The organism is Actinacidiphila sp. bgisy167, from assembly GCF_965342175.1.
In the GTDB taxonomy this organism is placed as follows: domain Bacteria; phylum Actinomycetota; class Actinomycetes; order Streptomycetales; family Streptomycetaceae; genus Actinacidiphila.
This window is the reverse complement of the sequence record NZ_CBDRBL010000034.1, coordinates 37,943-62,624: the sequence shown is the minus strand read 5'-3', so window position 1 is coordinate 62,624 and position 24,682 is coordinate 37,943. Positions and strand designations below refer to the sequence as shown.

At 73.0% G+C, this 24,682-nt stretch carries 22 protein-coding genes and 1 riboswitch; of the genes, 13 read left to right on the top strand and 9 right to left on the bottom strand.

The annotated features are described in order from the left end of the window. From ACRWND_RS15805 to ACRWND_RS15790, 4 genes are all read left to right on the top strand, one after another. Positions 1 to 1,443 (top strand): DUF3427 domain-containing protein (locus tag ACRWND_RS15805; RefSeq protein WP_431949674.1); only part of this gene is annotated, 1,443 nt, incomplete at its 5' end. Between the two features lie 152 nt (positions 1,444 to 1,595). Next, positions 1,596 to 2,084 carry a hypothetical protein gene (locus ACRWND_RS15800; RefSeq protein ID WP_431949672.1) on the top strand — a complete coding sequence of 163 codons (489 nt, stop codon included), beginning with the start codon at positions 1,596 to 1,598 and terminating at the stop codon, positions 2,082 to 2,084. A gap of 17 nt (positions 2,085 to 2,101) precedes the next feature. Then, on the top strand, positions 2,102 to 2,329 hold the full coding sequence (locus ACRWND_RS15795; protein WP_431949670.1) for a hypothetical protein: 228 nt from the start codon (positions 2,102 to 2,104) through the stop codon (positions 2,327 to 2,329). 146 nt (positions 2,330 to 2,475) lie between these two features. Continuing rightward, positions 2,476 to 2,700: a hypothetical protein gene (locus ACRWND_RS15790; RefSeq protein WP_431949668.1), complete on the top strand. Its 225-nt coding sequence runs from the start codon at positions 2,476 to 2,478 to the stop codon at positions 2,698 to 2,700. Positions 2,701 to 2,717: 17 nt separating this feature from the next. On the opposite strand, the gene ACRWND_RS15785 is transcribed toward ACRWND_RS15790, so the two are convergent. Further along, complete coding sequence (locus ACRWND_RS15785) at positions 2,718 to 3,587, bottom strand: PfkB family carbohydrate kinase (protein ID WP_431949666.1); 870 nt, start codon at positions 3,585 to 3,587, stop codon at positions 2,718 to 2,720. 162 nt (positions 3,588 to 3,749) lie between these two features. On the opposite strand from ACRWND_RS15785, the gene ACRWND_RS15780 reads away from it, so the two are divergent. Both ACRWND_RS15780 and ACRWND_RS15775 read left to right on the top strand, forming a co-directional pair. Next, positions 3,750 to 4,514 (top strand): DUF6227 family protein, encoded by a 765-nt coding sequence (locus ACRWND_RS15780; protein WP_431949664.1) that lies wholly within the window; start codon positions 3,750 to 3,752, stop codon positions 4,512 to 4,514. A gap of 129 nt (positions 4,515 to 4,643) precedes the next feature. Continuing rightward, on the top strand, positions 4,644 to 4,925 hold the full coding sequence (locus tag ACRWND_RS15775) for a hypothetical protein (protein ID WP_431949662.1): 282 nt from the start codon (positions 4,644 to 4,646) through the stop codon (positions 4,923 to 4,925). A gap of 216 nt (positions 4,926 to 5,141) precedes the next feature. On the opposite strand, the gene ACRWND_RS15770 is transcribed toward ACRWND_RS15775, so the two are convergent. From ACRWND_RS15770 to ACRWND_RS15755, 4 genes are all read right to left on the bottom strand, one after another. Then, positions 5,142 to 6,296 carry a M23 family metallopeptidase gene (locus tag ACRWND_RS15770; RefSeq protein WP_431949678.1) on the bottom strand — a complete coding sequence of 385 codons (1,155 nt, stop codon included), beginning with the start codon at positions 6,294 to 6,296 and terminating at the stop codon, positions 5,142 to 5,144. Between the two features lie 185 nt (positions 6,297 to 6,481). After that, positions 6,482 to 6,620: riboswitch (cyclic di-AMP (ydaO/yuaA leader) on the bottom strand. Positions 6,621 to 6,837: 217 nt separating this feature from the next. Next, positions 6,838 to 8,169, bottom strand: a complete 1,332-nt coding sequence (locus ACRWND_RS15765; protein WP_431949660.1) for an extracellular solute-binding protein — start codon at positions 8,167 to 8,169, stop codon at positions 6,838 to 6,840. A 101-nt stretch (positions 8,170 to 8,270) separates the two neighbouring features. Further along, positions 8,271 to 10,793: a caspase, EACC1-associated type gene (locus ACRWND_RS15760; RefSeq protein ID WP_431949658.1), complete on the bottom strand. Its 2,523-nt coding sequence runs from the start codon at positions 10,791 to 10,793 to the stop codon at positions 8,271 to 8,273. A gap of 37 nt (positions 10,794 to 10,830) precedes the next feature. Beyond that, positions 10,831 to 11,199 carry an effector-associated constant component EACC1 gene (locus ACRWND_RS15755; protein WP_431949656.1) on the bottom strand — a complete coding sequence of 123 codons (369 nt, stop codon included), beginning with the start codon at positions 11,197 to 11,199 and terminating at the stop codon, positions 10,831 to 10,833. 704 nt (positions 11,200 to 11,903) lie between these two features. Here ACRWND_RS15755 and ACRWND_RS15750 point away from each other — a divergent pair. After that, positions 11,904 to 12,788: a helix-turn-helix transcriptional regulator gene (locus ACRWND_RS15750; protein WP_431949654.1), complete on the top strand. Its 885-nt coding sequence runs from the start codon at positions 11,904 to 11,906 to the stop codon at positions 12,786 to 12,788. Positions 12,789 to 12,896: 108 nt separating this feature from the next. On the opposite strand, the gene ACRWND_RS15745 is transcribed toward ACRWND_RS15750, so the two are convergent. Next, positions 12,897 to 15,290: an endonuclease/exonuclease/phosphatase family protein gene (locus tag ACRWND_RS15745; protein WP_431949676.1), complete on the bottom strand. Its 2,394-nt coding sequence runs from the start codon at positions 15,288 to 15,290 to the stop codon at positions 12,897 to 12,899. A gap of 414 nt (positions 15,291 to 15,704) precedes the next feature. Between ACRWND_RS15745 and ACRWND_RS15740 the strand changes: the two genes are divergently transcribed. Next, positions 15,705 to 16,877: an Ig-like domain-containing protein gene (locus tag ACRWND_RS15740; RefSeq protein ID WP_431949652.1), complete on the top strand. Its 1,173-nt coding sequence runs from the start codon at positions 15,705 to 15,707 to the stop codon at positions 16,875 to 16,877. A 12-nt stretch (positions 16,878 to 16,889) separates the two neighbouring features. Here ACRWND_RS15740 and ACRWND_RS15735 read toward each other — a convergent pair whose 3' ends face one another. After that, positions 16,890 to 18,458 (bottom strand): hypothetical protein, encoded by a 1,569-nt coding sequence (locus ACRWND_RS15735; RefSeq protein WP_431949650.1) that lies wholly within the window; start codon positions 18,456 to 18,458, stop codon positions 16,890 to 16,892. A gap of 309 nt (positions 18,459 to 18,767) precedes the next feature. Here ACRWND_RS15735 and ACRWND_RS15730 point away from each other — a divergent pair, with 309 nt between their 5' ends. After that, on the top strand, positions 18,768 to 19,448 hold the full coding sequence (locus tag ACRWND_RS15730; RefSeq protein WP_431949648.1) for a class I SAM-dependent DNA methyltransferase: 681 nt from the start codon (positions 18,768 to 18,770) through the stop codon (positions 19,446 to 19,448). An 18-nt stretch (positions 19,449 to 19,466) separates the two neighbouring features. After that, a complete protein-coding gene (locus ACRWND_RS15725) occupies positions 19,467 to 21,455 on the top strand; it encodes a SpoIIE family protein phosphatase (RefSeq protein ID WP_431949646.1) in 1,989 nt (662 codons plus the stop codon). 23 nt (positions 21,456 to 21,478) lie between these two features. Here ACRWND_RS15725 and ACRWND_RS15720 read toward each other — a convergent pair whose 3' ends face one another. Then, complete coding sequence (locus ACRWND_RS15720; protein WP_431949644.1) at positions 21,479 to 21,847, bottom strand: hypothetical protein; 369 nt, start codon at positions 21,845 to 21,847, stop codon at positions 21,479 to 21,481. A 109-nt stretch (positions 21,848 to 21,956) separates the two neighbouring features. On the opposite strand from ACRWND_RS15720, the gene ACRWND_RS15715 reads away from it, so the two are divergent. Then, a complete protein-coding gene (locus ACRWND_RS15715; RefSeq protein ID WP_431949642.1) occupies positions 21,957 to 22,397 on the top strand; it encodes a hypothetical protein in 441 nt (146 codons plus the stop codon). Between the two features lie 253 nt (positions 22,398 to 22,650). Here ACRWND_RS15715 and ACRWND_RS15710 read toward each other — a convergent pair whose 3' ends face one another. Then, positions 22,651 to 23,418 (bottom strand): GntR family transcriptional regulator, encoded by a 768-nt coding sequence (locus ACRWND_RS15710; protein WP_431949640.1) that lies wholly within the window; start codon positions 23,416 to 23,418, stop codon positions 22,651 to 22,653. 112 nt (positions 23,419 to 23,530) lie between these two features. Between ACRWND_RS15710 and ACRWND_RS15705 the strand changes: the two genes are divergently transcribed. Beyond that, positions 23,531 to 23,761, top strand: coding sequence for a hypothetical protein (locus ACRWND_RS15705; protein WP_431949638.1), 231 nt, complete (start codon positions 23,531 to 23,533; stop codon positions 23,759 to 23,761). A gap of 299 nt (positions 23,762 to 24,060) precedes the next feature. Beyond that, on the top strand, positions 24,061 to 24,621 hold the full coding sequence (locus ACRWND_RS15700) for a class IV adenylate cyclase (protein WP_431949636.1): 561 nt from the start codon (positions 24,061 to 24,063) through the stop codon (positions 24,619 to 24,621). Positions 24,622 to 24,682: the final 61 nt, after the last annotated feature.

Below are 24,682 nucleotides of genomic sequence, written 5' to 3'. Positions count from 1 at the left end.
TTCTGCGTGTCCGTGGCCCACGCTGAGTTCATGGCGGACTTCTTCTGCCGAGCCGGTCTCAAGGCCAAGGCACTGTCAGGGGAGACACCGCGGGACGAGCGAAAGGCCGCCCTTGAACAGTTGCGGGCTGGAAGCCTGCAAATCTTGTTCTCCGTCGACCTCTTCAACGAGGGACTGGACATCCCCGACGTTGACACGCTGCTGCTCCTTCGCCCCACGTCCAGCGCGACGGTGTTTTTGCAGCAGTTGGGGCGCGGCCTCCGCCGCAGCGAAGGCAAGGCCGTCCTCACCGTTCTCGACTTCATCGGGCAGCACCGCAAGGAATTCCGCTTCGAGGAGCAGTTTCGCGCGCTCACCAACTTCACGCGCAACAGGCTCCTCAGAAACATCGAGCACGACTTCCCACAGCTTCCCTCCGGCTGCCAGATCATCCTTGAGCGCAAGGCCAAGGAACTCGTCATCAACAACATCCGCAGCCAGATCAACGTCAACGTCACCCATCTGGCCCGCGAGGTCAGTATGTACGCAAGCCCCAGCCTTGCGGAGTACCTCACCGAGAGCCGCCGCGACATCAAGGAGATCTACCGCGGGGGCAACTCCTGGACGGGTCTGCTGCGCCGGGCCAAGCTGCTGCCCAGTACCCACCCCGAGGGTGAATCAGCCCTCCTCAAGCGCGTCCCCGCGTTCCTCCATGTCGACGACCCGGTGAGGATCACCGCCTACCAGCGACTACTGGCCGACGACGCTCCCACCTACGACGAACTGGACCCACGCGGGCAGGACTACGCCCGGATGCTCTTCTTCTCCCTATGGCCCTTGGGTAACGATTTCCCCACCTACCAAACCGGCCTCGACGCGCTCCACGCGCAGCCCCATGTCCGAGACGAACTCCGCCAGGTCCTCGCACACTGCTTGGACCGCACCGACCACGTCCCCATCCCACTCGACGGGGCATTGAGCAAAGTGCCGTTGACGATCCACGCCTCCTACAGTCGGGAGGAGATCCTCCCGGCCCTCCGACAGTCCGAGCTCGGCGCCTTCCTGCCCGGGCACTTCCGCGAGGGTGTGAAGTGGTGCGAGTCGATAGAGACAGACGCGCTCTTCATCACGCTGGAGAAGGACGAGAAGGACTTCTCTCCGCAGACGCGCTACCACGACTACGCCCGCAACGATCTCGAGTTCCACTGGGAGTCCCAGAACCAGACGTCCGACACCTCCCCGACAGGGCTCCGCTACCAGCACCACCGCACACGAGGTAGCCACGTTCTGCTCTTCGTCCGCCGCTACAAGAAGACTGACATCGGCGGCCCCCAGCCCTGGATGCTCCTCGGCCCGGCCGAGTACGTCAGCCACAAGGGCAGCAAGCCCATGGGCATCGTCTGGCGCCTCCAGCACCGACTCCCTGCGGATGTCTGGACCTACTCGGCCATCGCCACAGGCTGACAAGCCAACTCCTGTTGCAGAACTGATGCTTTAAGGTTCCTGCACCACTCCCCCGAGCGACGTTGTGCCACCGCCACGCAACACCACGTATCGCGTCGGGGGAGACCGGCGTTCCTGGTGCGTCACGTCATCAAGACCACCGGAGGCATCCCATGGTTCGAATCAACGCAGTGACGCGTTACGTGTCGCAGGTCGCTCTCGCGACGTCAACGGCCGTCGCCACGGTAGTCAGCTTCTCGACACCGGCATCGGCAACCGCTCTGGGGTATGGGAAGGTTACGGGCTTCTGCTTCGACGCCAAGGGGGTCGAACTCTGCCTGCCGACCACCTCCATCGGGCACTTCATCCAGGGTTCCGGACGCACCATCACCCGAGAGGAGGCATCCATTCAGGACACGCTCGGCGGCGACACGGCTGGCGGCCGCTGGTGTAACTGGCACATTGATTGGCGTTATTCGGACACCAGTGGGCGCACTTACCTCGTCAGCAAGGGACCAGTGCACACGAGCTGCGCAGATTTTGTGTCATTGGGGCGCATCGACACGACGCGGCGAACGTTGAAGCACTACGGAAAGGCGTGCGCTGACTTCTTCGCCGCCGGAGCCAAGCGCGGGACCCAGTGTCACAACATCATTAAGTAGCAAGACGGAGCACGGTAATGAACAATGGCACGCCACCAGCAATGCGCAGCAAAATTCTTCGATGCGTGCTGACGTTCGTCGCAAGTTGTATGGTCGCCGCCATCTTCGTGCCTATCAGTGTGGCTCTGCTCCCTGAAGCCATGCAGGCCTCGTTCAGCGATGTCGAACTCAGCTGGCTAGTGCTTGTGATCGGCACCGCCATTAGCGCGCTCGTCCTCTGGGCTACGCGGTCGCGCGAGCAGTAGATCAGATAAACGGCATCGGCTCGGTGCTACAGGATGGTGGCTGTACCCGTGTCGGGCGCGTTGGGTGGCCGTTGAAGCACTGCGGAGGGCTCGGTCGAGCGGGCCCCGGTGGTCGCCGTGGCGTCGAGGAACAGGGCAGGGTCCCCATGGGCAACAAGTCGTCGAACGTGCGGTCGGGCCGGTTGGTGCGGTGGATGCTGACGGCGGGGCTCAGTTACCTGGGGGCGATGTTCGTCGTGCTCGGGTGCCTGTCGCTGTTGCCGGATCGGACGCAGCGGTCGTTGTCGGAGGCCGCCGTCGGGTGGGCAGTACTCGGGATGAGCGTCGGGCTGTTCATGCTGTTCGCGGGGCGGCGGCGCGGGCGGTCCTGAGGGCCCCAGGGCGGGGCTCATGTGCGCATCCAGGCTCGGGGGCCGAAGGTGGTGCAGGAGCGCGAGGCGATGGTGGCGGCGTCGCGGAGGGCGGCGTCGAGGGCGGATGGCGTGAGGCGGGTCGTGACGTGGGCGGCGAGGTGGTGGACGAGTGCGCCGTGGAGGACGTCCCCCGCGCCGAGTGTGTCGACGACGGGGCTGACGGCCGGGACGGGGATCTCCCCGTCGGGTCGCAGGATGGGGGACGGCCCCCGGGTGACGGCGGTCCAGCGGACTCCGGCGTCCGCGAGGAAGGCGAGGGCCTCCGCCGGAGTGGTGGTGCCCGGGGGGTGGAAGTCGGCCGAGCAGACGGCCACGTCGACGTAGGGAAGCAGGGTGGGCGTGGTGGGGCGCCAACTGCCCGCGTCCAGGACGGTCGGGACCCCGGCCGCGCGCGCGAGGCGGACGGCGGGGACGGCGAGGGCCGGATGGTGGGCGTCGACCAGGACCACATCGGCGTCGCCGACGAGGACGGAGAGGTCTCCCGGAGGAAGCACAGCGGTTCCTGAGGACACGTTGGTGGAGGCGACTGCCCGGTCGCCGGTGGACTCGGTGACCAGAATCGTGGAGACGGGCGGGGGTTCGGGGGAGTCCGCGGTGAGGTTGACGACGTCCACGCCGAGTGCCGCGAGATCGGCACTGATAGCGCCGGCGAGCGGGTGCCCGCCGAAGGCGGTGAGCAGAACGGCTTCGCCCCCGAGCTGGGCGAAAGTGGCGGCGGCACCTGTCGCGGGGCCGCCGGCGGCGACGGTCTGGGCGCGGGCCGTGAGCTTCTCGTTCGGAGCCGGGACATGGTCGACGAGCGTGATGACATCGAGGGTGCAGAGGCCTACGAAGAGTGCGCGCATGGGCGCATAGTGGCAGCCTGACACGTGCGTTTTCGCGCGTTACGCGCCTCCTACGGGCGGGCGTGCACCTTTTTTCCAGGACTTCTGACGCGGAGCGCGTCCGCGCCACTACGCTGTGTGCTCGCAGTGGTGCGCGGGGAATGCCGTGAGCAGGAGGACCGCATGGGGAACGCGCGACCAGGTGGGGCGGGTCCGGCGGACGTCGAGGTGGTGCTGGCCAGGGCGCAGAACGCCTTCGACATCGACGACCGCGTCATGGAACGGCTGGCAACCGCGCTGATGGGCTGTACGGAGCTGGCGTCCTTCCGCCAGCGCAAGGGGCCTCCGCGCAGGCTAAGCCGCAGGACGTTGCGGCACACGTTCCTGCTGGCCGACGGCAGCACGCAGCTGCTGTGGGAGATCGAGCACAACACCGGCCCCGGCGGCGACGAACCGGTGTACGAGGTGTACTCGGACCCGGACGCTCTGGCCGTCGCCCAGCACATGATCGACGCGCGCTTCGGTGAGCCCGCCCCGCGGGAGATGGGGGCGGAGACGGAGGGCTGGCCGGCGCGGCCGCCTCAGCAGGCGATGGACCTGGCGCCCGGGCACCGGCAGTACACGGAGAACCACTCGGCCGAGCACGCGTGGCGGGTTCTGCGGCGGGCCGAGAACCCGGACGCGCCCGGCGAGGAACTGCGCAGCCGGCTGGGCTCCGCGGTGGGCCACGACATCGCGTACATCACCGGTCGGCACACCAGGATCGGCACCGGCCGGGTCGCCGGCTGGACGCTGTACGAGCACGCCTTCCTGCTGGCGACCGGGGAGGAGATCAGCCTGTGGGAGGTCGAGCACACGATGACACCCGACGGGCGGCCGATGTGCGAGGTGTACGCCGACGAGACGGCGGCCTGCGACTCCGCGGACCTACGGCTGGAGGCGCTCTGACCGCGTTACCGCTCCGGCCCCGTCGCCGGCCTCGTTCCCGCCGGTCCCCGGCCGCGTTCCGGATTGCGGGCGGGGTGCGTCGAGAGGAGATTGGGCGGTAGGCGTGTCGGCGGGAGGCGGGAGGTTCCCATGCCGGTCCTGACGGAGGTCGAGTTTCCCGGTGTGACGGCCCTGCAGTACGAGGAAGCGAACCACCGCGCGGGGTTCGGGCCCGAGCATCCGCCCTCGGGTCTGCTCGCCCACGCCGCCGTGGTCACCAACGAGGGCCTGCGGCTGGTGAACGTCTGGCAGTCCACTCAGGCGCTCGAGTCCTTCATGGAGATCATGCTGCCGGCCGCCAAGGAGTCGGGCTTCCCGGAGCCGAGCGGGCCGCCGAGGATCTCGGAGCTCTACAACTTCGTCGTGCCCTAGCGTCCCGCAGCGCCTGGCGCTGACGCCCGGCGCTCGCGGGAGTCGGGAGGCGGATGCGGACCGGCGGCCCTGGGTGGCGGGGGGTGTCGCCAGGGCCGCCGGAGTTCGTGCGGTCGTTCACGGTCGACGGCCGGTGAACGCCGTCCGCAGCGCGGTCGGTACTGGGGTGGGTCCGGTGGGCGTTGCTCGCGCGTCGTCCCGTACCGGCCGCTCGCCTCAGACCGTGAGGCCCTTGCCGCGCAGCCAGCCCATCGGGCCGATCGGTTCGCCGCCGCCGGGGCGCACCTCGAAGTGCAGGTGGGGGCCGGTGACATTGCCCGTGGCGCCGACGCGGCCGATGGTGTCACCGGTGTTGACCTTGCCGGAGGTGACGATCATCGAGGAGAGGTGGCAGTACCAGAGCTCGGTGCCGTCGTCGAGGGTCAGGATGATGCGGTAGCCGTACGAGCCGGCCCAGCCGGCCGCGGTGATGGTGCCGCCGTGCACGGCCTTGACGGGGGTGCCGGTGGGGGCGGCGAAGTCCTGGCCTGTGTGGGTGTGGGCCCACAGCGAGCTGGACTCGCCGAAGCCGGCGGTCAGCGAGTACGAGGCGACCGGGAGCACGAAGCTCCTGGCGAGCTCGGCGAGGCGCTGGGCCTCCAGCTTCTTCGCCGCCTCCGCCGCGGCCTTCTTCTTGGCGGCCGCTTCGGCGCGGACCCGCTCCTCCGCGGCGGACTTGGCGGCCTTCGCCGTGGCCTCCTGCAGCGCGGCGGTCCTGGCGGCCCGATCGGCGGCCTGCCGCTGCTGCTGGGCCTGGTCGAGGATGCGGCTGCGCAGCACCTCGCCCGCGTCCGGGGTCAGGGCCTCGGCGACGACGGGCTCGGCTTCGGCGGCGCTGTCGTCGCCGACGAGCGCGCCCACGCCGGGCAGTCGGGACGCGTCGGGCAGGTGGGGCAGGGAGACGGCGAGCGGGTTCTTGCCCTCCGCGGTGGCGGCCCCTCCGACGCCCAGTACGGCCACGGCCGCGACCCCGAAGACAGCGGAACCGCGGCCCAGGGAGCGCTGCTTGGCGACGCGGTGCCGGCCGCGCACGGGGCCGGCGGACTCCTCCGTGGGGTTCCAGGGCTCGGCCTGCGGGCCCTCGTCGGGCGCGTCCTCGTGGAGCGCGCCCTCGTCGAGCGCGCCCTCGGTGCTCCGGGGGACGTCGGCCGCCTGGACGGTGCCGAAGGCCTCGATGTCCTCTGGCCGCGGTCCGGCGGCGGCCGGGGTCGCGGCGGCGGTCGCGGCGTATGTCTCGTACGCCCCGTGCCCGGCTCCGTCGTGCTGTGCGGGGACGGTGTCCTGAGGGGTCGTCGTCTCGGTGGGCGCCGTGGCGAGCCAGCCGGCGGCCATGTTCCACTCGCCGGTGTCCCAGCCGTCGATCGCGTTCTTCGTCGGCGGCGCCTGCTCGGCAGCCGGAGGGTTCCAGCCGGCGGCGATGTTCCACTCGGCGGTGTCCCACTCGGGGTACGCGGAGACGGAACCCTGCTGCTGTCCGGGTATGAGGGCAGGCTCGTTCGACGCCACGCGGGCGCACTCCTTTCCTTCCTTCTCGCCTACCGGGTTAGCTGACGGGTTCGGAGCAGGAAGGTCTCCTACGAGGGCCGCGAAGGCCCCCGATTCACCCCAGGAAGTGGTTCCCCGGTTCCCGCGGACGGGATTCGGCAAGCGCGCGGCGCCGCCCTGTCGGCGGCGGGACGACCGCGCTGCGTTATCGAACGTTAATAGAGGCGCCCGCCAATTCCAAGCCACTCTTGCGACTTCCTGACGGGAATCTATGGGGATAGACGCGACATAACAGGACATCGGGCTGCGACCGCCGTGACCAACGGGAAATGTGAGCGTACGTCAGTCGTTATGCGCAAGAGAGTGCCGCGCTTACGAGGAGTGATGCTCACCCCGGGCCCCGGCCGCCGAGGGCGCGCCCCAGACGGCTGTGGAGGCGCTCCGCCGAGGCGTCGGCGGAGCTGTGCGCGGCGAGCATTCCGTGCACTTCACGCTGCAGGACCCGGGTGAACGTGACGTAGTGCGCGGTCGCCGGACGGGCCCTGGCGGCCTGCAGCGCGCACCACAGCAGGGTCGTGTAACCGGGGGTCGCGGCGGTCGGCCGGGGCGAGGACTCCGAGCCGCGGCGCGTGGGGCGGTCGTAGAACCAGGCGCGCGGGTCGTGAGGATCGTCACAGTCGACGTCCCCGGCTCCGTACGCGGATCGCCGTGCGGGAGCGAAGCCGGCTTGCAGCAGTGCCTCTTGGGCGCTGCGTCCGGTCAGGAAACGGATCAGGTCCGAGGCGTCGCCGGGGCGGTCGCTGGTCGCCGCGACACCCAGGCTCTGCCCGCCGAGGGCCGCGACGCCCGGGAGCCGGGCCACGCCGAAGCGCACACCGGGGGCGAGGGCGGCGTCGAGCCGGTTGTAGGCGTAGGGCCAGTTGCGCATCAGCACACTGCGCCCCTCGGCGAACTGGGCGAGGGTGACCGACTCGTCGGCCTCGAGGGACTGCGGGTTGAGGTTGTTGGCGGCGGCCAGCCGGTTGAGCTCGTCCAGGCCCTCGCGCAGCGCGTCCTCGGTGCCCGTGTAGCGTCCGTCGCCGTCGACGAGTTCGACGCCCGCGGTCCACAGGGCTTCAAGGGTGTTGACGGTCAGGCCCTCGTACGCGCGCAGCTGGGTGGTGTAGGCGGCGTGGCCGAGCGGGCGGACGTCGGCGAGCAGGTCGCCGATCGTGGCGTAGCCGGACAGGTCCGCGGGGCGGCGGCCGGCCTTGGCGAGGTCGTCGGTGCGGTAGTAGAGCAGGCCGACGTCGGTGTTGAAGGGCACCGCGTACGTGCGGCCCTTCCAGCGGCCGGCGTCGGCGGCCTGGCGCAGGAAGTCCCCGTCGACGAGGGCGGGGTCGAGCGGACGCAGCAGCCCGCTGTCGGCGAACTCGGGGATCCAGCTGATGTCGAGATTGACGACGTCGTAGCTGGCGCTGCCGGACTGGAAGGCGCCGATCAGCTCGCTGCGCTGCTCGTCGGAGGCGGAGGGCAGCTCGACGAGCCGGGCGGGCCGGTCCGGGTTGCGGCGGTTCCACTCGTCGATCAGGCCGCGGCGGACGCCGGCTCGCCCGCCGGCGGTGAGGTCGGCGTCGCTGGCGACGACGAGCGGCCGGGAGGGGTCGGGGCGCGGCGGCGGGGCCGGGGCCGCGGTGGGGCCGATGCACGCCCCTGCCGCCAGCATGAGCAGGAAGCCCATGACGCTCCGCCGCCGGCTCCGCGAAGGCACGGCGGGACGCGGCAGCGCCGTGGCGTGCGGGTGCGGACGGGCGCCGCTCGCACCGCGGGGGGCCGGGGCTGTCATGACCCTCCCGTGGTGAGGCGGTCTATGGTCTCCGCGACCCGGTTCGGCAGATCCCGCGTGATCGCGAGGCACGCGCCGCCGTTCTCCGTCACCGCCTTGTTGAAGTGCAGCGAGCAGCCGTAGGCCTCCAGGGAGACCACCAGGACGGGGACGTCCGTGTCCGGCGGCTCCTCGCCGGCGCTGTCCTCGTCGTCGGTGATCAGGACGATCAGGGCGCCGGGGGAATCGGCCAGGGCCCGGGACCATTGGCGCAGGGCGGCGGCCACGGGGGCGTCGCGCTCGACGGAGGCCAGTTCGCGGATCGCGGCGTCCCGCGCGGCCGCGTCGTGCGCCCCGATGTCCAGGAGGGTGCGGCCGGGCACCGCGGCGATGCCGTAGCGGTAACCGGAGGCACGGGCCAGCACGGAGCGCACGAGCGGGATGTTGGCGCGGGAGTGGGAGGAGCTGGAGACGTCGACGGCGAAGAGGACGTCACGCCGGGTGCCGGCGGCCTCCCCGCCGGCACGCAGCGCGTCCTCGATGTCCTCGCGGGTCGGCGGCCGGCCGCCCGCCCGGGGGTCCGCGACGAAGACGGCGCTGTCCAGCGGGGTGTCGTCGGCCTCTTCCGTCCCGCTGACGTCGGTACGGAAGCCCTGTGCCGCGAGCGCCCGCTGCCCCGGGCGGGAGCCGAGCCACGCGCCGAGCCGGCGCACCGCCTCGGCGCGGTCGGCGCGGTCGGCCCGGCCGGTCTCCCACGTCACCGGTACGAAGGTGAGGCGCAGGGGCGGCACGTCGGAGGGGTAGTAGGCGGTGTAGGGGTCGGACTGGTTCCCCAGGCAGGGGGGACGGGATTCCAGGGTTGGGGTGACGAGCCCGGCCAGGGTGGACTCGGCGGTCAGCAGGGCCTGCTGGGTGCCGCCCCGTTCGACCAGCCAGGTGCGGGCGGAGCAGGCCAGTGCCCGGTCGTCCGCCGGGGGGACGGCGTCCGTGGTGACCCGGGTGCCGGGCCTCAGGTGCAGCAGCTGGTGCAGGGCCGCGTCCGAGGAGTGCGGTTCGGCGCTGCGGACTACCACGTCCTGCGCGTGGGCGGCGTCGACGAGTTGCTGCACGGTGCTGCCGGTGCGTTCGACTCCGTCCAGCGAGGTGGTCGTGGCGACCACCGCCGGGGAGTGCGCGAGGGTGACCGGCCTGCCGAGGGCGACGACGCTCTCCGGGCGCCGGGTCTCGGCGAGGACCCGGGTGACGGCGGTGCCGGCCGCCGGTATCCACACATCCGGGTGCGGCCCGACGTCCCGCAGCGGCATCGCGCAGTCCTCGCGGTCCTCGCCGTCTCCGCCGTCCGTGCTGCCCCCGTCCTCCGCGCCGCCCGCGCAGGCGCGTTCCGGCTCGGCCCAGGCGGCGGAGGAGCGGAAGGCGGCGACGGCCCGGTCGGTGGGCGCCGCGTAGACGGTGGTGTTGATCTGGCCGCAGCCCTCGGGCCGGCCGCCGAGCGAGGCGGTGGCGCCGTCGGCCTCGCTGTCCTGGAAGGCGTCGAGCACGGAGCTGAGCGCGGCGCGGGTCTCCGGAGCGGTGAGGACCCGCAGTTCCAGCGGGGCCGGGCACAGCGGTGGCGGTCGGTGGGCGTACGTCCAGGCGGTGACGCCGCCCGCCAGCAGGGCCAGGCCGGTGCCGAGCCCGACGGCCCGGTGCCAGAGCGGCTGATGAGGGCCCGCTGTCCACGTCCATGAGAAACCTGCGTACTGCGCGAGCCGGCGCAGCGGCGCCAGCCACCGGGCACCGCGGGCGGGGCGGGGGGTGAGCCGGGCCTGGGACAGGACGGTGTCGCCGGAGCTGTTGCTGGAGCGCTCGGTCGGGAACCACGGGTCGTAGTCCACGCTCTCGTCGAGCGCGGCGGCGTACTCGCCGGCCAGTTCGTGCAGCCGGACGCCCAGGCTTTGCACCGTCACGGGGTCGTACGGGTCGGTGCCCTCGGTCAGCACCCGGACCAGCGCGCCGGTGAAGGGCGTCGGGTCGATGCCGTCGCCCTTGTGGATGCGCGAACCGACCGCCGACGAGGTGATCAGCGAGAACGGCCGTTCCGGAAGCGGCACCAGGCCCGCGTTGCCGGAGTAGCAGCAGTCGAGGACGAGGACGACGCGCTCGGCGCGCGAGGAGGCCAGCAGCTTGAGCAGGTCGCGGTAGGGGATGCCGTCGAGGCGGGCGCCGTTCTTGGTGGACTCCCGCGTCATCAGATACAGCTCGGGCCGGCCGGAGGTGAGGTCCACGTAGCCGTGCCCGGTGAAGTAGACCAGCAGCAGGTCCTGCGCCTGCGCGGCGGCGAGGGCGATCAGCCGCAGCGCGCGGTCGCGGGTGCGCGGCTCGGCGAGGGTCTCCACGGTGCGCGGGATGAACCGGCCGAGTCCGCCGGAGACGAGCGCGGCGCGCAGCCGCGTGACATTGGCCCTGGCGGAGGGGATGTTGGAGAAGTCACGGGCGTGCTCGTACTGGGACACCCCGATCAGGACCGCCCGCGACCGGGATGCGAACGGTTCGTACGGCATGCCCGCCGGACCTCCCCAGGGCCGTCTTCCTCCGGATTCAGTTCTCCAGCGTCTGGCGGATGCGGGCCGCCATCGCCTCCAGCTCGCCGCGGGTCAGGGAGTCCCGGCTGGTGAGGACGCACTCGACGTCCCCGGCGCGTACGGTGACGCTGAGCGAGTCGCCGGGCTGGTTGCGCAGGTGGTTGCGCACGGCGCGGAGCAGCGTGAGCGCGGTGACCTGCAGACTCTCCTGGAGGATCATCAGCAGCAGGTCGTAGGCGACGCCCATGCTCTCGTCAGCGGGCCGCTCCCTGCGGACGACCAGCGGCGCCAGTTCCTCGTCGGCCCGCAGCCAGACCTCCAGCCTGCGCAGGTCCTCAGCCGCGTCCTTGCCGCCAGCCAAGCCAATGGTCACGTACGTGTCCATGACGCCTCCCCTCGGCCCCAGCTTACGCTGACGCACCGTCATTCATACTCCTCGTGAACGGAGTTGTGTGCACGGGGAAGGAAGTGGGCGGTCAGCGGGGCGCGGACGGAAGGCCGCGCGCGGTCGACACGGGCGAGGCCGGCGGGGCCGCGGCCACGGGCGGCGTACCACCCGGACCCGCGCGGATCGCACGGCAGGCAGCGGCGGCACGGCAGGCGGGCGGCACGGTCCGCTCCTGGGCGGGATGCCGCCCGTGGTCCGTTCGCCGCTGCGGGCGGAAACCGGGCGGGCGCCCGCGCGCCCGTCGCCGCCCAGGGTCACGATCAGATCCGGATAGCCGGCGGCGGCCGCCTCCTCCAGCGGCGCGCCGCCCGCACCGGCCCGTGGACGGGCGCCGGTAGGGACCGCGTACGGACCCGGCGGCCGGCCGCCGGACCGCCCACGCCCGACGACGGCGGGGCGGGCGCCGCCCGGACCCGCGCGGGGCGCACGGCAGGCAGCGGGCGCGGTCGTGCCCCGGGCCGGGGCGCCGCCCGCGCGATCCGTGCACCACGGCAGGCAGCGGGCAGGCAGGCGCCTGCGCGCTCGTACCCGGTGGCCGGCCTCAGGACCGCCGCGCCGGCCCGAGCCCCCGCGCCCGTACGCGCCTCTACGCGCTTGTGCGCGCCGGGCCGCCTCATGATCGGCCGCCCATACTGGAACACATGGAGCACAACGCCGAGCTCAGGGATTTCCTGCGGGCCCGCAGGAACCGGCTGAGCCCGCAGGACGCCGGCATCACCGTCACCGGTGCGCCGCGCCGTGTGCCGGGGTTGCGGCGGGAGGAGCTGGCGCGGCTGGCCGGGGTGAGCACCGATTACTACACCCGTTTGGAGCAGGGCAGGCACCTGAATGTCTCCGAGGCGGTGCTTGACGCCGTCGCCCGCGCCCTGCGGCTGGACGCGGCCGAGCGCACGTACCTCTTCGAGCTGGCACGGCAGCGCACCCCGCCCCGCCGCAGGCCGCAGCGCCCGCAGCGGGTGCGACCTGAGGTCCATCGCGTGCTGGACCTGCTGGGCGACCGCACCCCCGTGTTCGTTCTGGGCCGCCGCACGGACGTGCTGGCCGCGAACCGGTTGGCCCGCACACTGCTCACCGACTTCGACGCGCTGCCGCACCGGGACCGCAACCTCGCCCGCTTCATGTTCCTCGACGACGCGGCGCGGGACCTGCACCGGGAGTGGGACAAGCACGCCGCCGAGACGGTCGCCGCCCTCCGGCTGGACGCCGCGCGCCACCCCGACGACCCGGGGCTGACCGAGCTCGTCGGCGAGCTGACGATCAAGAGCTCCGAGTTCCGCGCCTGGTGGGCCGACCACAACGTGCGCCCGAAGTCGCACGGGGTGAAGCTCTACCACCATCCCGTGGTGGGCGACCTCACCCTGTCGTACGAGCACGTGGTCTTCCCCGGGGACAGCGACCAGCTGGTGTGCATCCACACCGCCGAGCCCGGCTCCACCTCCGAGGCGGCCCTGCAGCTGCTGGCCGCGTGGACCGGCTCCGACGCGCCCGCCAGCGGCTTCCCCGACCCGGAGCCGGACCCCCGGTGACGGCCCGCCCCGGGTGATGCCGCGAGGGCGGCGCCGGCGTCGCGCCGGTGCCGCCCTCGACTGGGGTGCCGCCCGCCGTACCAAGTGCCGCCGGCGGCCCGGATGCCGTCAGCGGCCGTCCGGCTTGATGCGGACGATCTGCGGGTCGTGGTCGCTCGCCTGGTCGGCGAACTCCGCGTTGATGTGCACCACGTCGTAGTCGAAGCGGCGCAGCGCCGGACTGAGCAGGATGTGGTCCAGCGACTGCGAGTTGCCCTCGTAGACGTAGGTGTAGCGCTCGGACTGCGGCAGCGTGGTCAGCAGGTCCGTCAGGACGCCGCCCGAGGTGAGGGTCGCCACCGTGTCGGAGAACTCGTAGTCGTTGAGGTCGCCGAGGACCACGACGTCGGCGTTGCGGTCGGCCGCGAGCAGCGACTTCACGAAGGAGTTGACCTCGGTGGCCTGCAGCTTCCGCTGCGCCTCCGAGCCGCGCACCGGCTGCTGGTCGACGCTGTGCAGGGGCTGGTCGCCGCCCTTGGAGTTGAAGTGGTTGGCGATGACGAAGACCTGCTTGTCGTGGAAGCGGAACTCGCCGACCAGCGGCTTGCGGCTGGAGCGCCACGCCTCGCTGCCGGGGTTGATCCGGCCCGGGGAGACCGACAGCTCCACGCCCTTGCGGGTCGGCACCGCCTTGACCGCGGTGGTGGCGTCGCCGCCGGGGCGGTCGGTGAACTGCACGCGGTCCGGGTTGAAGAGGAAGACCTGGCGGATGTTGCCGCCGGGCTCACCGCCGTCGGTGCCGTCCGCGGGGTCGACCGACCGCCAGCTGTAGCGTGGTCCGCCCGCCGCGGCGATCGCGTCGGTGAACTCGCGCAGGGTCTGGTCGGCGGTGACCGTTCCGTCGTCGGTGGCGCCGTTGTCGTCCTGGATCTCCTCGAGTGCCACGATGTCGGGCGAGGAGAGGTTGGTGACGACGCCGTCGGCGAGCCGCGCGAACTTCTCGGCGGGGTCGCTGGGGTCGAGGTTCTCCACGTTGTACGTGGCGACCGCGAGCTCACCGCCCTTCTGCTTGCGGGTCACCTCGCGCTCGAGGCCGCCTGCGACCAGCGTGCCCAGCTGCGTGGCCTGGAGGGTGTAGCCGCCGAAGCCGTCGTAGTCGATCGGGCCGCTGGTCGTGCCGGCCAGCTCGTCGCCGACGTCGGCGGTCGGGACGCCGGCGCCCGCGCCGATCGACATGACCTTGATGCGGCCGGTGTTGGGCCGGTCGTACGCGCCGTAGACCGTGCCGCCGCGGCGGGTCGGGTTCTCGTCCGGCTTCACCGTCACCCAGACCTCGTGGTACTGGGTGGTGCCGCCGATGACGCGCGCGTCGGAGAACCGGGCCAGCTCGCCCTCGTGGGCCTCGTAGAAGTCCAGGGCGTAGCGCGCCGGTTCGAGCGGCAGACCTTCGATGCTGCCGCCGCCGGCGTCGGGCGCGTACGCAGCCGGGACGGTGGACGCGTCCAGGGTGACGGGCGCGGGCAGGGCGTTGCCGGACGAGAGCACCGTGGTGGCGGGGGCGGTGACCTCGGTGACCGACTGGCTGCCGCTGCTCGGGTAGTACTCGGAGACCTTGCCGCTCACCAGCACCGTGTCGCCGACGGCGACGGTGGGGTTGGCGGAGCCGGTGTAGACGAACACGGCCTCGCTGGTGCGCGGGTCCGCGTCGGCCTCCGCTTCCGCGGACTGGATCCAGAAGCCCTTGGAGCCGGTGCTGCGGACCGCGGTGACGATGCCGGGGACCCGGGTGACGGTCTGGCCCTTGAGCGGGGAGACCCGGGTCGAGCCCTGGATGTCGTGGATCCGGGTGGTGCCGGGCTCGGTGGGCTCGGGGGTGGGCGTCGGGTCCGGGTCCGGGGTGCCGCCGCCCGGGGTCTGCCCTGCGGAGTTGACCGGGGAAGGCGCACCCGCGGTGAGGTCGGCGGCGTTGTCGTCGGTGTCGACCAGGGACGCACCGCGGGCGACGGAGGCGGTGTTGCTCGCTCCGGCGGCGGGGCCGCTGCCCTCGCGGACGACCGCGGTGCCGAAGCCGACGAGGTCGACCACGCGCGGGTCGGCGGTGCAGTCGGCCGCGGTCAGGCAGGTCAGCGGGGTGGTGCCGGAGACCAGGGCTATGGTGCCGGTGGTGCCGCTCATCGCGATCGAGCCGCTGGCGTCGGGGGCCGGCAGGGGCGTCGTGCCGCCGGCGCCGGCGGACTCCGACACGAGGTAGCGGCCGCCGGGGGCGATCTGCCCGGTGAGCGGGGTCGCCTGCCACTTGGAGGACGCGGACGGCGCGCCGGGCAGGTACTGCACGCTGTAGCCGGACAGGTCGTACGCGGCGGAGCCGGCGTTCGCGAGCTCCACGAAGTCGTTGGTCAGCGTCGCGCCCGAGTTGCCACCACCGCCGTAGACCTCGGCGACGACCGCCTCGGCCGAGGGGGTCGCATGGGCGGCGGGCAGCCCGGTCAGCACCACGGAGGCGGCGATTCCGGTCGATATCAGCGCGAGCGCCGCGGCGCGGTCGCGGCGTCGGCTCGGTCTGGCGATCGGCACGAGGGTTCTCTCCTATCGGGTCCAACAGCCCGTCACGACGGGCGGCGCACGGCGGACCGGCTCAAGTTACGCGCGTAGAAATCGACCTGACAAGGGCGTCCATGTGAAATCTCGGCATTCCCCGCGCCGCGACTCGGGCACCGAAGCGCCCTTCGGAGGTCGCGCGGGCGCTGTGACTCGCGCCGCCTCCCCGCCGTCAGGGGCTCCCCCGCCCGGGGCGGCGCGGCAGGCGGCGCCGTTCGGGCGACCCACCGATGGGTCACCCGGCGCGCCGGAACGGGCGGGGATTGCCACATTGATGACGTCCCGTCAGCACCGGTCAGTGCCAGCCGGCCTGCCCCACCTCACACCGCGGAGCCCGACGTGCGCCCACTCACCGGACGTCCCGGCCGTCACCGGCCCGCCCTCTTCAGGACCGCCGCCGCCCTGCTGGGGGCGGCCGCCGTCCTGTTCACCGCGGCCCCCGGCAGCGCCGCCCCGATGGCTCCCGCCGCCGGATGCGCCCCGGCCCCCTACGCCGGCACCGGCACGCCCGGCCGGGGCGGTGACGGCGCCGCCGCCACCGCCGCCACCCTGAACGGCCCGGCCGGGCTCGCCACCGACGCCGCCGGCCGCCTCTACATCGCCGACTCCGCCAACCGCGCCGTCCGCCGCGTCACCGCGGGCACGGCCGGTTCCGCACCCGTCATCACGACCTTCGCCACCATCGACTTCGCCCCGTACGGCCTGGCGGTCGGCCGGGACGGCACCGTCTACGTCTCCGGCGAGGGCCGGGCCGTCTCCCTGCGCGCCGACGGCCGCGGCGCCACCACGCTGCTCACCGATGCCGGCCGGCACGACGCCATCGCCGTCGGCGGCGACCGCTCCGTGTACGTCTCGGGCCGCGCGGCCGACGGCCTGCGGCGGATCCCGCCCGGCGGGAAGGCCACGGTCCGCTACTTCCCCGGCGCCACCGTCGGCGCCCTCGCCGCCGACCGCGCCGGCAACGTCTACGCCGTCGTCGACGGGCGCGTCCGGCGCATCGACCACGACGGCCGGGTGACCCCCGTGCCCGCCGCCGCCGAGCTCAGCACCAAAGACGTCCACGGCCTCGCCGTCACCGAGGACGGCTCCCACTTCTACCCGTCCCCGCGCGCCGGGACCAAGGGGTCCGTCCCCCTGAAACAGCCCTGGGGCACCGCCCTCGCGCCGAACGGCTGGCTCTACGTCTCGGACCACGCCGCCCACCGCGTCTACGCCGTCGCGCGCCCCATCCTCGTGCCGGGCCGGCTCCGCGTCACGTCCGGCCCGCACGGCCACGCCACCGGCGACGTCCTCAAGGGCGTCGCCGGGAACGGGATCACCGTCACCGGCCACAGCGAGCCCGCGCGGGGCGTCCTCGTCCAGCAGGCCAACGGCCTCTTCTCCTACACCCCGCGCGAGCGGTTCTCCGGCACCGACGCGTTCACCGCCACCATCACCGACTCCTGCCGGAACGCGACGACCCGCACCGTCCTGGTGCGGGTCGAAGCCAAGCCCCTACCGCGCGCCGGATGACGCGCGGCCCCGTCAGCCGCGCACCTCGGCCACGGCCGCGCCCAGGGCCTCCTTGATGCGCGGGCCCAGCCGGGCGAAGCCGAGCTCCTTCATCGCGGCGCGCAGCAGCGCGTCGTCCGAGCGCTCCTCGCCGTCGCTGTCGATCCACCGGACCAGCGCCGCCAGCTCCTTCGCCGAGTACGCCGTCACGGCCTGACCCGGCGTGATCTTCGGCTTCCGCGGCCGCCGGGGCGGCTTCTTCGCCGCTGCGGGCCCGGACGCCGCGACCGGCTCGGAAGGCGCCGCGACCGGCTCAGGCGTGGGCGCGACGACCGCCTCCGGCTCGGGCGTGGGCTCGGGCGCGGGCGCGACGACCGCCTCCGGCTCCGGCGCGGGCGCGACGACCGCCTCCGGCTCGGGCGCGGGCGCGACGACCGCGTCCGGCTCGTGCTCCGCAGGAGCGACCACCTCGAGCGCCCGCACGTCCTCCGCCCCCGACGCGTGAACCACGGGCTCGGCCTCGACAGGAGCGGCCTCGGGCGCAGGAGAAGCAGCCTCCGCCTCGGCGGTGACCGCCTCGGGCTCGGCGGCCGGAGCCTCCGCGGCTGGCGCCGGCTCCGCCTGGTCCTCCGCCTCCTGCGTCGGCTGCCCCTCGCCCTCCGGCTCTTCCTCCGCGTCGGACGTCACGCGCGGCTCAGGGACGGCCGGGGTCTCCGCCTCGGCCGCCTCGACCAGCAACGCGCCGACCTCCGCCGCGTCCGCCCGGCGCTCCGTCAGCTCCGCGAGCAGCGTGCCGAGGCCCCTCTCCTCCAGGCGCTGCCGGGTGGCCTTGAGGTTGGGCAGCCTGTACAGCGTGCCCTCGTCCGCGGCCAGGCGGTCGAGAAGCCGCGCGAGTTCGTCGAAGGGCAGAGTGTCCAGCGCCGCGTCGGGGCGCAGCAGGCGGCCCAGTTCGGTGAGCCCGGTGGCGGCGGCCTCGGCGGCTTGGGAGGCCTCGTCGAGGAAGTCGGCGTCCGCGGGGACGGCCGGGCGGCCGCTGCCGCCGAGGGCGGCCCAGTCGGTGCGCTCGGTCGCCGCTGAGGCCAGGGCGGTGTGCACGGCGTCGCGCCGCTGGCGTCCGGAGACGAGCCCGCGCGCACGTCCCCGCAGCGACCGGCGGCGCAGCCAGCCGACCTTCACCCCGCGTTGCCGGCGCCAGGCGCCTCGGGCGGTCGCGGCGACCAGTTCGTCCAACTCGGCCTCGGCGACGTCGTACGCGTCGGCGCTCAGCGTGCGCAGCGTCTGCCGTACCCGCATCAGCAGGGACACCGCCGTGCGGCACTCGGCCACCGTGCGGGGCGCTTCGATGCCCAGGGCCTCGGCCTCCCCCAGGCGGCGTGCGGCGGTGGTCAGCGCGGGCAGGTCGCGGTTGCGCAGCTCCGCGAGGACGGTGGAGGCCGCGCGGGCTTCCTCGGGACCGGCGACGGTGTCCGCGGCGGCGTACCAGGCGTGGGTGTCGGCAGTCAGCGTGAAGCCCCCCAGCTCGGCGTAGGCGCGCAGGTCGTCGCGCGTCCCCGCGGCGAGGGAGGAGAGGTCGGCGGTGCTGTGCACGGAGGATGCGGTCATATGAGGTCCGGTTCCTGGCAAGTGCGGTGGGCGTCGGCGGCGTACGCGCGGCGGAGCGGCCCTGGGCCGGTGTGCTCGCGGTGGCCCCACGATACGGGCGCGGTACGGCGCGGCGCACGCGCCCCGTCCGTACCGCCGGCACCGTAGTGCCGCCCGTACCCGCGGAAGGAGATGCGCCGGATGCCCGAAGTGGCCACCGGTGACCTCCGGGAGACGGCGCCACTGACGCGACGAAGGGGACGTGGAGCACCGGGAGGCGACAAAAGGACTGCATGGGATAATTGAGGACAAGCACGAAAGGGATTCTTCGTGATCGACACGTCCGTCTGGCGCGGTTACGAGAGCGGCCGACCTGACCGGAGCGGCCAGGCCGAGGCCTTCGACGCCATCGGCGACCGCTACGACGAGGCCTTCCCGCACAAGGAGGGGCAGCGCTCCGCGGGCGTGTGGCTCGTGGACACCCTGCCCGCCGGGTCACGCGTGCTGGACCTCGGCTGCGGCACGGGCCTCCCCACCGCCCGGCAGCTGAGCGACGCGGCGTTCGACGTCGTCGGCATCGACCTGTCCGAGGGCATGCTCGAACTCGCCCGAACCTACGTCCCGGACGCCACCTTCCACCAGCTGGACGTCGCCGACCTGCGCCCCGGCGGTCCGGTCGCGCTCGGCCGCTTCGACGCCGTGGCGGCCTTCTTCTCCCTGCTGATGCTGCCGCGTGCGGAGATCCCGCACGCCCTCCGCACGATCCATCAGCTGCTCACCCCGGGCGGGTTGTTCGCCCTGTCGATGGTGGAGGCCGACGTGGACGACTTCGCCATCCCGTTCCTCGGCTGCACCATCCGCGTCTCCGGCTACCTGCGGGAGGAGTTGCTGCACGTCATCGAGTCGGGCGGCTTCGAGATCGTCAAGGAGTTCTCGTACACCTACGCCCCGGCCTTCAGCGACGTACCGCCGGAGGAACAGGTCTTCCTCTGCTGCCGGCGGATCGGCTGAGGCGGGACGGACGAGGACGTGGCGCGGCACGGCACCTCCGGCGGAGACCCCGGCCCGGCCGCGGGCGGGGCGGAACCGCCCGAGCGTGCCGCCCCGTGGCCCCGGGACGCCGACGCCCCCCGCCCTCCCGGGGAGCCGCAGACCGACCGGCTGCGCTACCTCGACGCGGCGACCCGGCGCATCGCCGCCGGCATGGATCTGGACGAGACGCTGCGCGAGCTGGACACGGCGGCCGTACCCGCCTTCGCCGACGCGATCTACGTCCATCTGCACGACCCCCTGCCGACCTGGGAGGGCGTGGAGAGCCGGGAGCGCCGGGAGCAGGGGCGCAGCGGGCGCAGCGGGAACAGCGGGCACAGCGCGAACACCGGGGAGCGCAAGGACGCCTCGAACACCGCGGACACCGCGGACGCCGTCGTCCTGCACCTGCACCCCACACGGCCGCGCGACCCGGAGCGGCCCCCTCCGGGGGTGCCGTGGCCGGACACGCCGGCCCCCGCGCCGAAGCCGCCGCCGATGGCGCTGCGGTGCGTCAGTCACCCGGGAGCGCCCGGTATCTCGGAGTACGTGACGCTGAGCACCACCGGCCGGCTCACACAGTTCCTGCGGGAGGGCCGCCCGGTCTTCGGCGACGCCCCCGGCATCGCGCCCGCCGCCCGGGAACTGCTCGGGCCGGTGGCCGACCCGCCCGACACGCTGCCGCCCGGCCGCCGCCTGATCATCGCCCCGCTGCACGGCCGCGACCGCCTGATGGGCACCCTGTCCCTGCTGCGCCGGCCCGAGCGGTCCCCCTTCACCTCCGACGACCTGCTGGTCGCCTCGCAACTGGCGACCCACACCGCGCTCGGCGCCGACAAGGCGCTGATGTACGGCCACGAGGCGTCCGTCGCGGACACGCTGCAACGCACCATGCTCCCGGCCTCCCTCCCGGAGCCCACCGGGGTCCGGCTGGCCAGCCGCTACCTGCCCGCCTCGGAGTCCGCGCGGGTGGGCGGCGACTGGTACGACGCCATCCCGCTGCCCGGCAGCCGGGTCGCGCTGGTCGTCGGCGACGTGATGGGGCACTCGATGACCTCCGCCGCGATCATGGGCCAGCTCCGCACCAGCGTGCAGGCCCTCGCCGGGCTCGACCTGTCCCCGGACGAGGTCCTGCACCATCTCGACGAACAGGCCCAGCGGTTGGGCATCGAGCACATCGCCACCTGCATGTACGCGGTGTACGACCCCATCTCGCACCGACTGCTGATAGCCAACGCCGGCCATCTGCCGCCGGTCGTCCTCCTCCCCGGCGGCAAGGGCGAGGTGCTGCCCGTGCCCGCGGGCGCGCCGATCGGCGTCGGCGACGTGGACTTCGAGACCGTCGAACTGCCCGCGCCCACCGGTGCCACGCTGCTGCTCTACACCGACGGCCTGGTCGAGTCCCGCGGCCATGACATCTGGACCGGGGTCGAGCAGCTGCTCGCCCGCATCCAGACCCCGGGACGCGACCTCGTCCCGCCGCCGATCGAGGCCCTGTGCGACCAGGCACTCGGCGACCTCGGCCCCGGCGGCTCACGTGACGACGACATCGCACTGCTCGCCGCGCGCTTCGACGGCTTCCCCACGCACAGCGTCGCCTACTGGTACCTCGCCCCGCAGCCCGAGACCTCGTGCCACGCCCGCCGCCTGACCCGCCGCGCCCTGCACCGCTGGGGCCTCGACCCGATGCTCGAGACGACCGAACTCCTCGTCAGCGAGGTGGTCACCAACGCCGTCCGCTTCGCATCCCGCCCCATCACGCTGCGCCTCCTCTGCACCGACGTGCTGCGGTGCGAGGTCGGCGACGACTCACCCCTGGTCCCCCGGGTCCGCCGGGCCGGACCGCAGGACGAGGCCGGCCGCGGCCTGTACGTCGTCGACCACCTCGCCGCCCACTGGGGCGCCCGCCGCCTGGGCACGGGCAAGGTCGTGTGGTTCGAACTCCCCATTCCCGACGAGACCCTCCGCTGCGGCACCGCCCAGGCTTAGAGGTCGCGCGACCTCTTAGCGGGTCAGCAGCGCTCGTCCGTCATCACCGCGCCGAGCAGGACGACCTGTTCCGGGTTCCTGACCGCGGTGCAGATCTTCCAGACCGACGGGTCCTCGATCGGGCGGTGCTCACCGGCGGCGTCGGAGATCCGCACCTGCGTGTCCGGCCCCATCTGCTCGACGGCACGGCTGACGTTGCCGCCGATCAGTTCGGGCATCGGCAGGTTCTCTCGCGGAACGGCCGTGTCGGCGTTCGCCCCGGTCGGCGTCGCGGTGGAGGTCGGGGTCCGGGCAGGGCTGTCGGCGGCCGACGGCTGCGTGGCTCCGCTGCACGCGGCGAGGCCGCCGACTAGGACGGCCGCGAGGATCGACGTGATGAGGTGAGCGCGCATGTTTCTCCCTGGAGGGCGTGCGGGTGTCGCAGCCATCATCCGGGTCACTCCCGCCGCGGAACGCACCGCCTGCACCCTCCGAGAGGGAATAAACCGCCATAATCCCGGCATGCGCACACGCATCATCACCGCCACCCTGCTGCTCGCCGTCGCCGGGACGGCCCTCAGCGGCTGCGGGTCCGCCAAGGAACCCACCGCCGCGGCGCCCGAAGCCCCCGCCGCCTCCCAGTCCCCGGCCGACCAGGCCGACCGCGCCGACCAGGCCGACCAAGGCGACGCCCTGGCCGCGGCCGGAATCCCGGACGCCCCCACGGGGGCCGAGCGGGCCGCGCTCATCGCGGCACTGCAGGCCATCAACCCCGACTTCGCCAAGGACCCCGACAAGGCCATCGAGGCCGCCCGCAACCAGTGCGGCGCCATCAACAGCAACAGCCCCGAGGCGGACGCGGAGGCCGCCCGACGCTTCACCTACCACGGCAACGAACTCCCCGAGTCCCAGGGCAAGGCCATCAACGAGGCCCTCAAACGCCTCGACTTCTGCACGTCCTGACATTCCGTCATCCACTACCCGCGATCCCTCGGCTCCCCCGTCCGGACGGACTCCGGCCGGGGGCCGGCGGCAGGCCGAGGGGCGGCGCGGCGAGGGCGCACAACCGGCGCGACCGCCCCTCGCACACCCTCGCGCCGCTTGCGCCGCCCCACAGGCGCGGCGCAAGCCCGCAGCGGCCCGGTACGCCTACCCGGACGCCGACGAGCGCCCCGGTGCCCGCAAGGGCGGCCGGGGCGCTCGCAGGCGTCAGGGATCAGGCCTCGGGCTGCTCTATCGGGATCTCGTAGGCGATCTCCCAGCGCACGTCCGGCACGGTGATGTCCGCGGTCTCGACCGGCCGGCAGTCCGTGTCGTAGTACGTCCGCTCGATGCGCGTCAGCAGGTCGCCGACGGAGATGCCGAGGAGATTGGCCTCTTCCTGCGTCGCCCGGCCCGGGCGCGGGACCTCGACGGCGGTGCCGATCCGCACCCCGATGGTGCGCATCCGCTCCACGACGCCCATTCCGGCGAGCGGCCCCATCTCGGGGAGCACGATCGGAGTGCCGTCGGTGACGGCCATCGGTTCCCAACTGCTCGACAGCTGCACCGGCATGCCGTCGGCAAGGAACTCGTACCGCGTGTGGACGCACGGGTCGCCGGGCTGGACGGCAAGGCGCCGCGCGATCCCCTCCGGCGCCGGCACACGGGCCTGCGAGTGGGACTCCCAGGTCCCGGACTTGCCCCTCTCCTTCATGTCGGCACGGAACGGGCTGCCGCCGCGCTGTTCACGATGGCGGGAGCGGACCATGCGCAGGCGCTCACGGGGGACCCGGACGTAGGTGCCGGATCCGGCTCGGCCCTCCAGGAGGCCCTCGATGATGAGCCGTTCCTGCGCCCGCTGCATCACCATGGCGCTGACGCCGTACTCGGCGGCGAGCTGGGCACGGGAGGGAAGTCGGTCGCCGATCCGCCAGTCTCCCGCCGCGATCCGGGCGCGCAGGGCTTCGGCGATCGGCAGATATGAGGCCGGTGTGCGTGGCATCGGGTCTCCGGCGGTGATCGGGTGGCGGCTCCATTGACAAATCTAATCGCTCAGGTGCAAGCTAAGCGATTAGGACTACGCTCCGCAATCGACCAATGACCAAGAGGCACCCATGCGTCCACGCATCGAGAGCATCGCCGCCCGGCTCTTCGCCGCCGCCGGCACGGAAGTCGAACGCACCGAGGACGTGGACGGTGTCCGCCTGACCGTCGCCATCCCCGTGGTGATGGACGAGACCCGCCGGTCGTTCCTTCTGGCCGCCCTCGCGGATGCCGACGACTACGGCCACGACTGGACGGCCGACGGCGAGCGGGCATGGGCCCTGATCACCGACGCGCCATGAGCAGGTGCCAGCCCCCGCCCCCGCCCGCCGCCCCCCGTCAGTGGTGCGCCTGGCACCGCGACTGGACCGCGGGCGGGACCGCCGTGCTCGTCGCCGTCATCCCGACCGGAGTCGGCCCCGACTGGGCCCGTTACGCGTGCCGTCCGTGCACGACCGCGCACGGGATCCTGCCGTGGAAGGCCGGACAGCCCGCCGGCGAGATCCGGATGAGGGCAGATCGCCCGGAACACAGCGGCCACCCCGTTCCGCGGACGCGGCACCGTCGTTCAGAGGTCAGCGACCATCGATCGGAGAGACCCATGGCAGGCATCGAGTACGAGGCGAAGCTGCTCGACATCGACCTCGGGGAGGCCACCCGGCTCATCCTCGCGGCAGGCGGGACCGAGGTGGCTCCGCCGCGCCTCATGCGCCGCTATGTGTACGACACCGTCCCCGCCGTGCCCGGACGCTGGGTGCGCCTGCGGGACACCGGCACCGGCGCCACCCTGTGCGTGAAGGAGATCCGCACGGACGCCGTCGACGGCACCCACGAGACCGAGGTCACCGTCGATTCGTTCGAAGAGGCCGCGGAACTCCTGCGCCTCACCGGCCTGACGCCGCGTGCCTACCAGGAGAACCGCCGCACCTCCTTCACCCTCGGCGCGGTTCGGCTCGAGCTGGACGAGTGGCCCCTGATCCCGCCGTACCTGGAGATCGAGGCCGACGACGAGGCCCAGGTGTGGGCGGCGGCGGATGCCCTCGGCTGTGACCGCGGTCAGCTCACCTCCATGAACACCACAAGGGTCTACCGCCACTACGGGATCGACCTGGGCTCCATCGCCGACCTGCGGTTCGAGGAGGAGGCCGCGCTCCCCCGCTGAGCCGAAGCGCCGAAGGGCCACGTCCGGGTGACGCCTGGACAGGTGCGATTCCGTTGTTCCG

Bases quoted from the DNA above. Each gene is read 5' to 3' on its own strand.
- ACRWND_RS15800 (WP_431949672.1), top strand. From the start codon at position 1,596: ATGGTTCGAATCAACGCAGTGACGCGTTACGTGTCGCAGGTCGCTCTC.
- ACRWND_RS15795 (WP_431949670.1), top strand. From the start codon at position 2,102: ATGAACAATGGCACGCCACCAGCAATGCGCAGCAAAATTCTTCGATGC.
- ACRWND_RS15790 (WP_431949668.1), top strand. From the start codon at position 2,476: ATGGGCAACAAGTCGTCGAACGTGCGGTCGGGCCGGTTGGTGCGGTGG.
- ACRWND_RS15785 (WP_431949666.1), bottom strand. From the start codon at position 3,587: ATGCGCGCACTCTTCGTAGGCCTCTGCACCCTCGATGTCATCACGCTC.
- ACRWND_RS15780 (WP_431949664.1), top strand. From the start codon at position 3,750: ATGGGGAACGCGCGACCAGGTGGGGCGGGTCCGGCGGACGTCGAGGTG.
- ACRWND_RS15775 (WP_431949662.1), top strand. From the start codon at position 4,644: ATGCCGGTCCTGACGGAGGTCGAGTTTCCCGGTGTGACGGCCCTGCAG.
- ACRWND_RS15770 (WP_431949678.1), bottom strand. From the start codon at position 6,296: ATGGCCGCCGGCTGGCTCGCCACGGCGCCCACCGAGACGACGACCCCT.
- ACRWND_RS15765 (WP_431949660.1), bottom strand. From the start codon at position 8,169: ATGGGCTTCCTGCTCATGCTGGCGGCAGGGGCGTGCATCGGCCCCACC.
- ACRWND_RS15760 (WP_431949658.1), bottom strand. From the start codon at position 10,793: ATGCCGTACGAACCGTTCGCATCCCGGTCGCGGGCGGTCCTGATCGGG.
- ACRWND_RS15755 (WP_431949656.1), bottom strand. From the start codon at position 11,199: ATGGACACGTACGTGACCATTGGCTTGGCTGGCGGCAAGGACGCGGCT.
- ACRWND_RS15750 (WP_431949654.1), top strand. From the start codon at position 11,904: ATGGAGCACAACGCCGAGCTCAGGGATTTCCTGCGGGCCCGCAGGAAC.
- ACRWND_RS15735 (WP_431949650.1), bottom strand. From the start codon at position 18,458: ATGACCGCATCCTCCGTGCACAGCACCGCCGACCTCTCCTCCCTCGCC.
- ACRWND_RS15720 (WP_431949644.1), bottom strand. From the start codon at position 21,847: ATGCGCGCTCACCTCATCACGTCGATCCTCGCGGCCGTCCTAGTCGGC.
- ACRWND_RS15715 (WP_431949642.1), top strand. From the start codon at position 21,957: ATGCGCACACGCATCATCACCGCCACCCTGCTGCTCGCCGTCGCCGGG.
- ACRWND_RS15710 (WP_431949640.1), bottom strand. From the start codon at position 23,418: ATGCCACGCACACCGGCCTCATATCTGCCGATCGCCGAAGCCCTGCGC.
- ACRWND_RS15705 (WP_431949638.1), top strand. From the start codon at position 23,531: ATGCGTCCACGCATCGAGAGCATCGCCGCCCGGCTCTTCGCCGCCGCC.
- ACRWND_RS15700 (WP_431949636.1), top strand. From the start codon at position 24,061: ATGGCAGGCATCGAGTACGAGGCGAAGCTGCTCGACATCGACCTCGGG.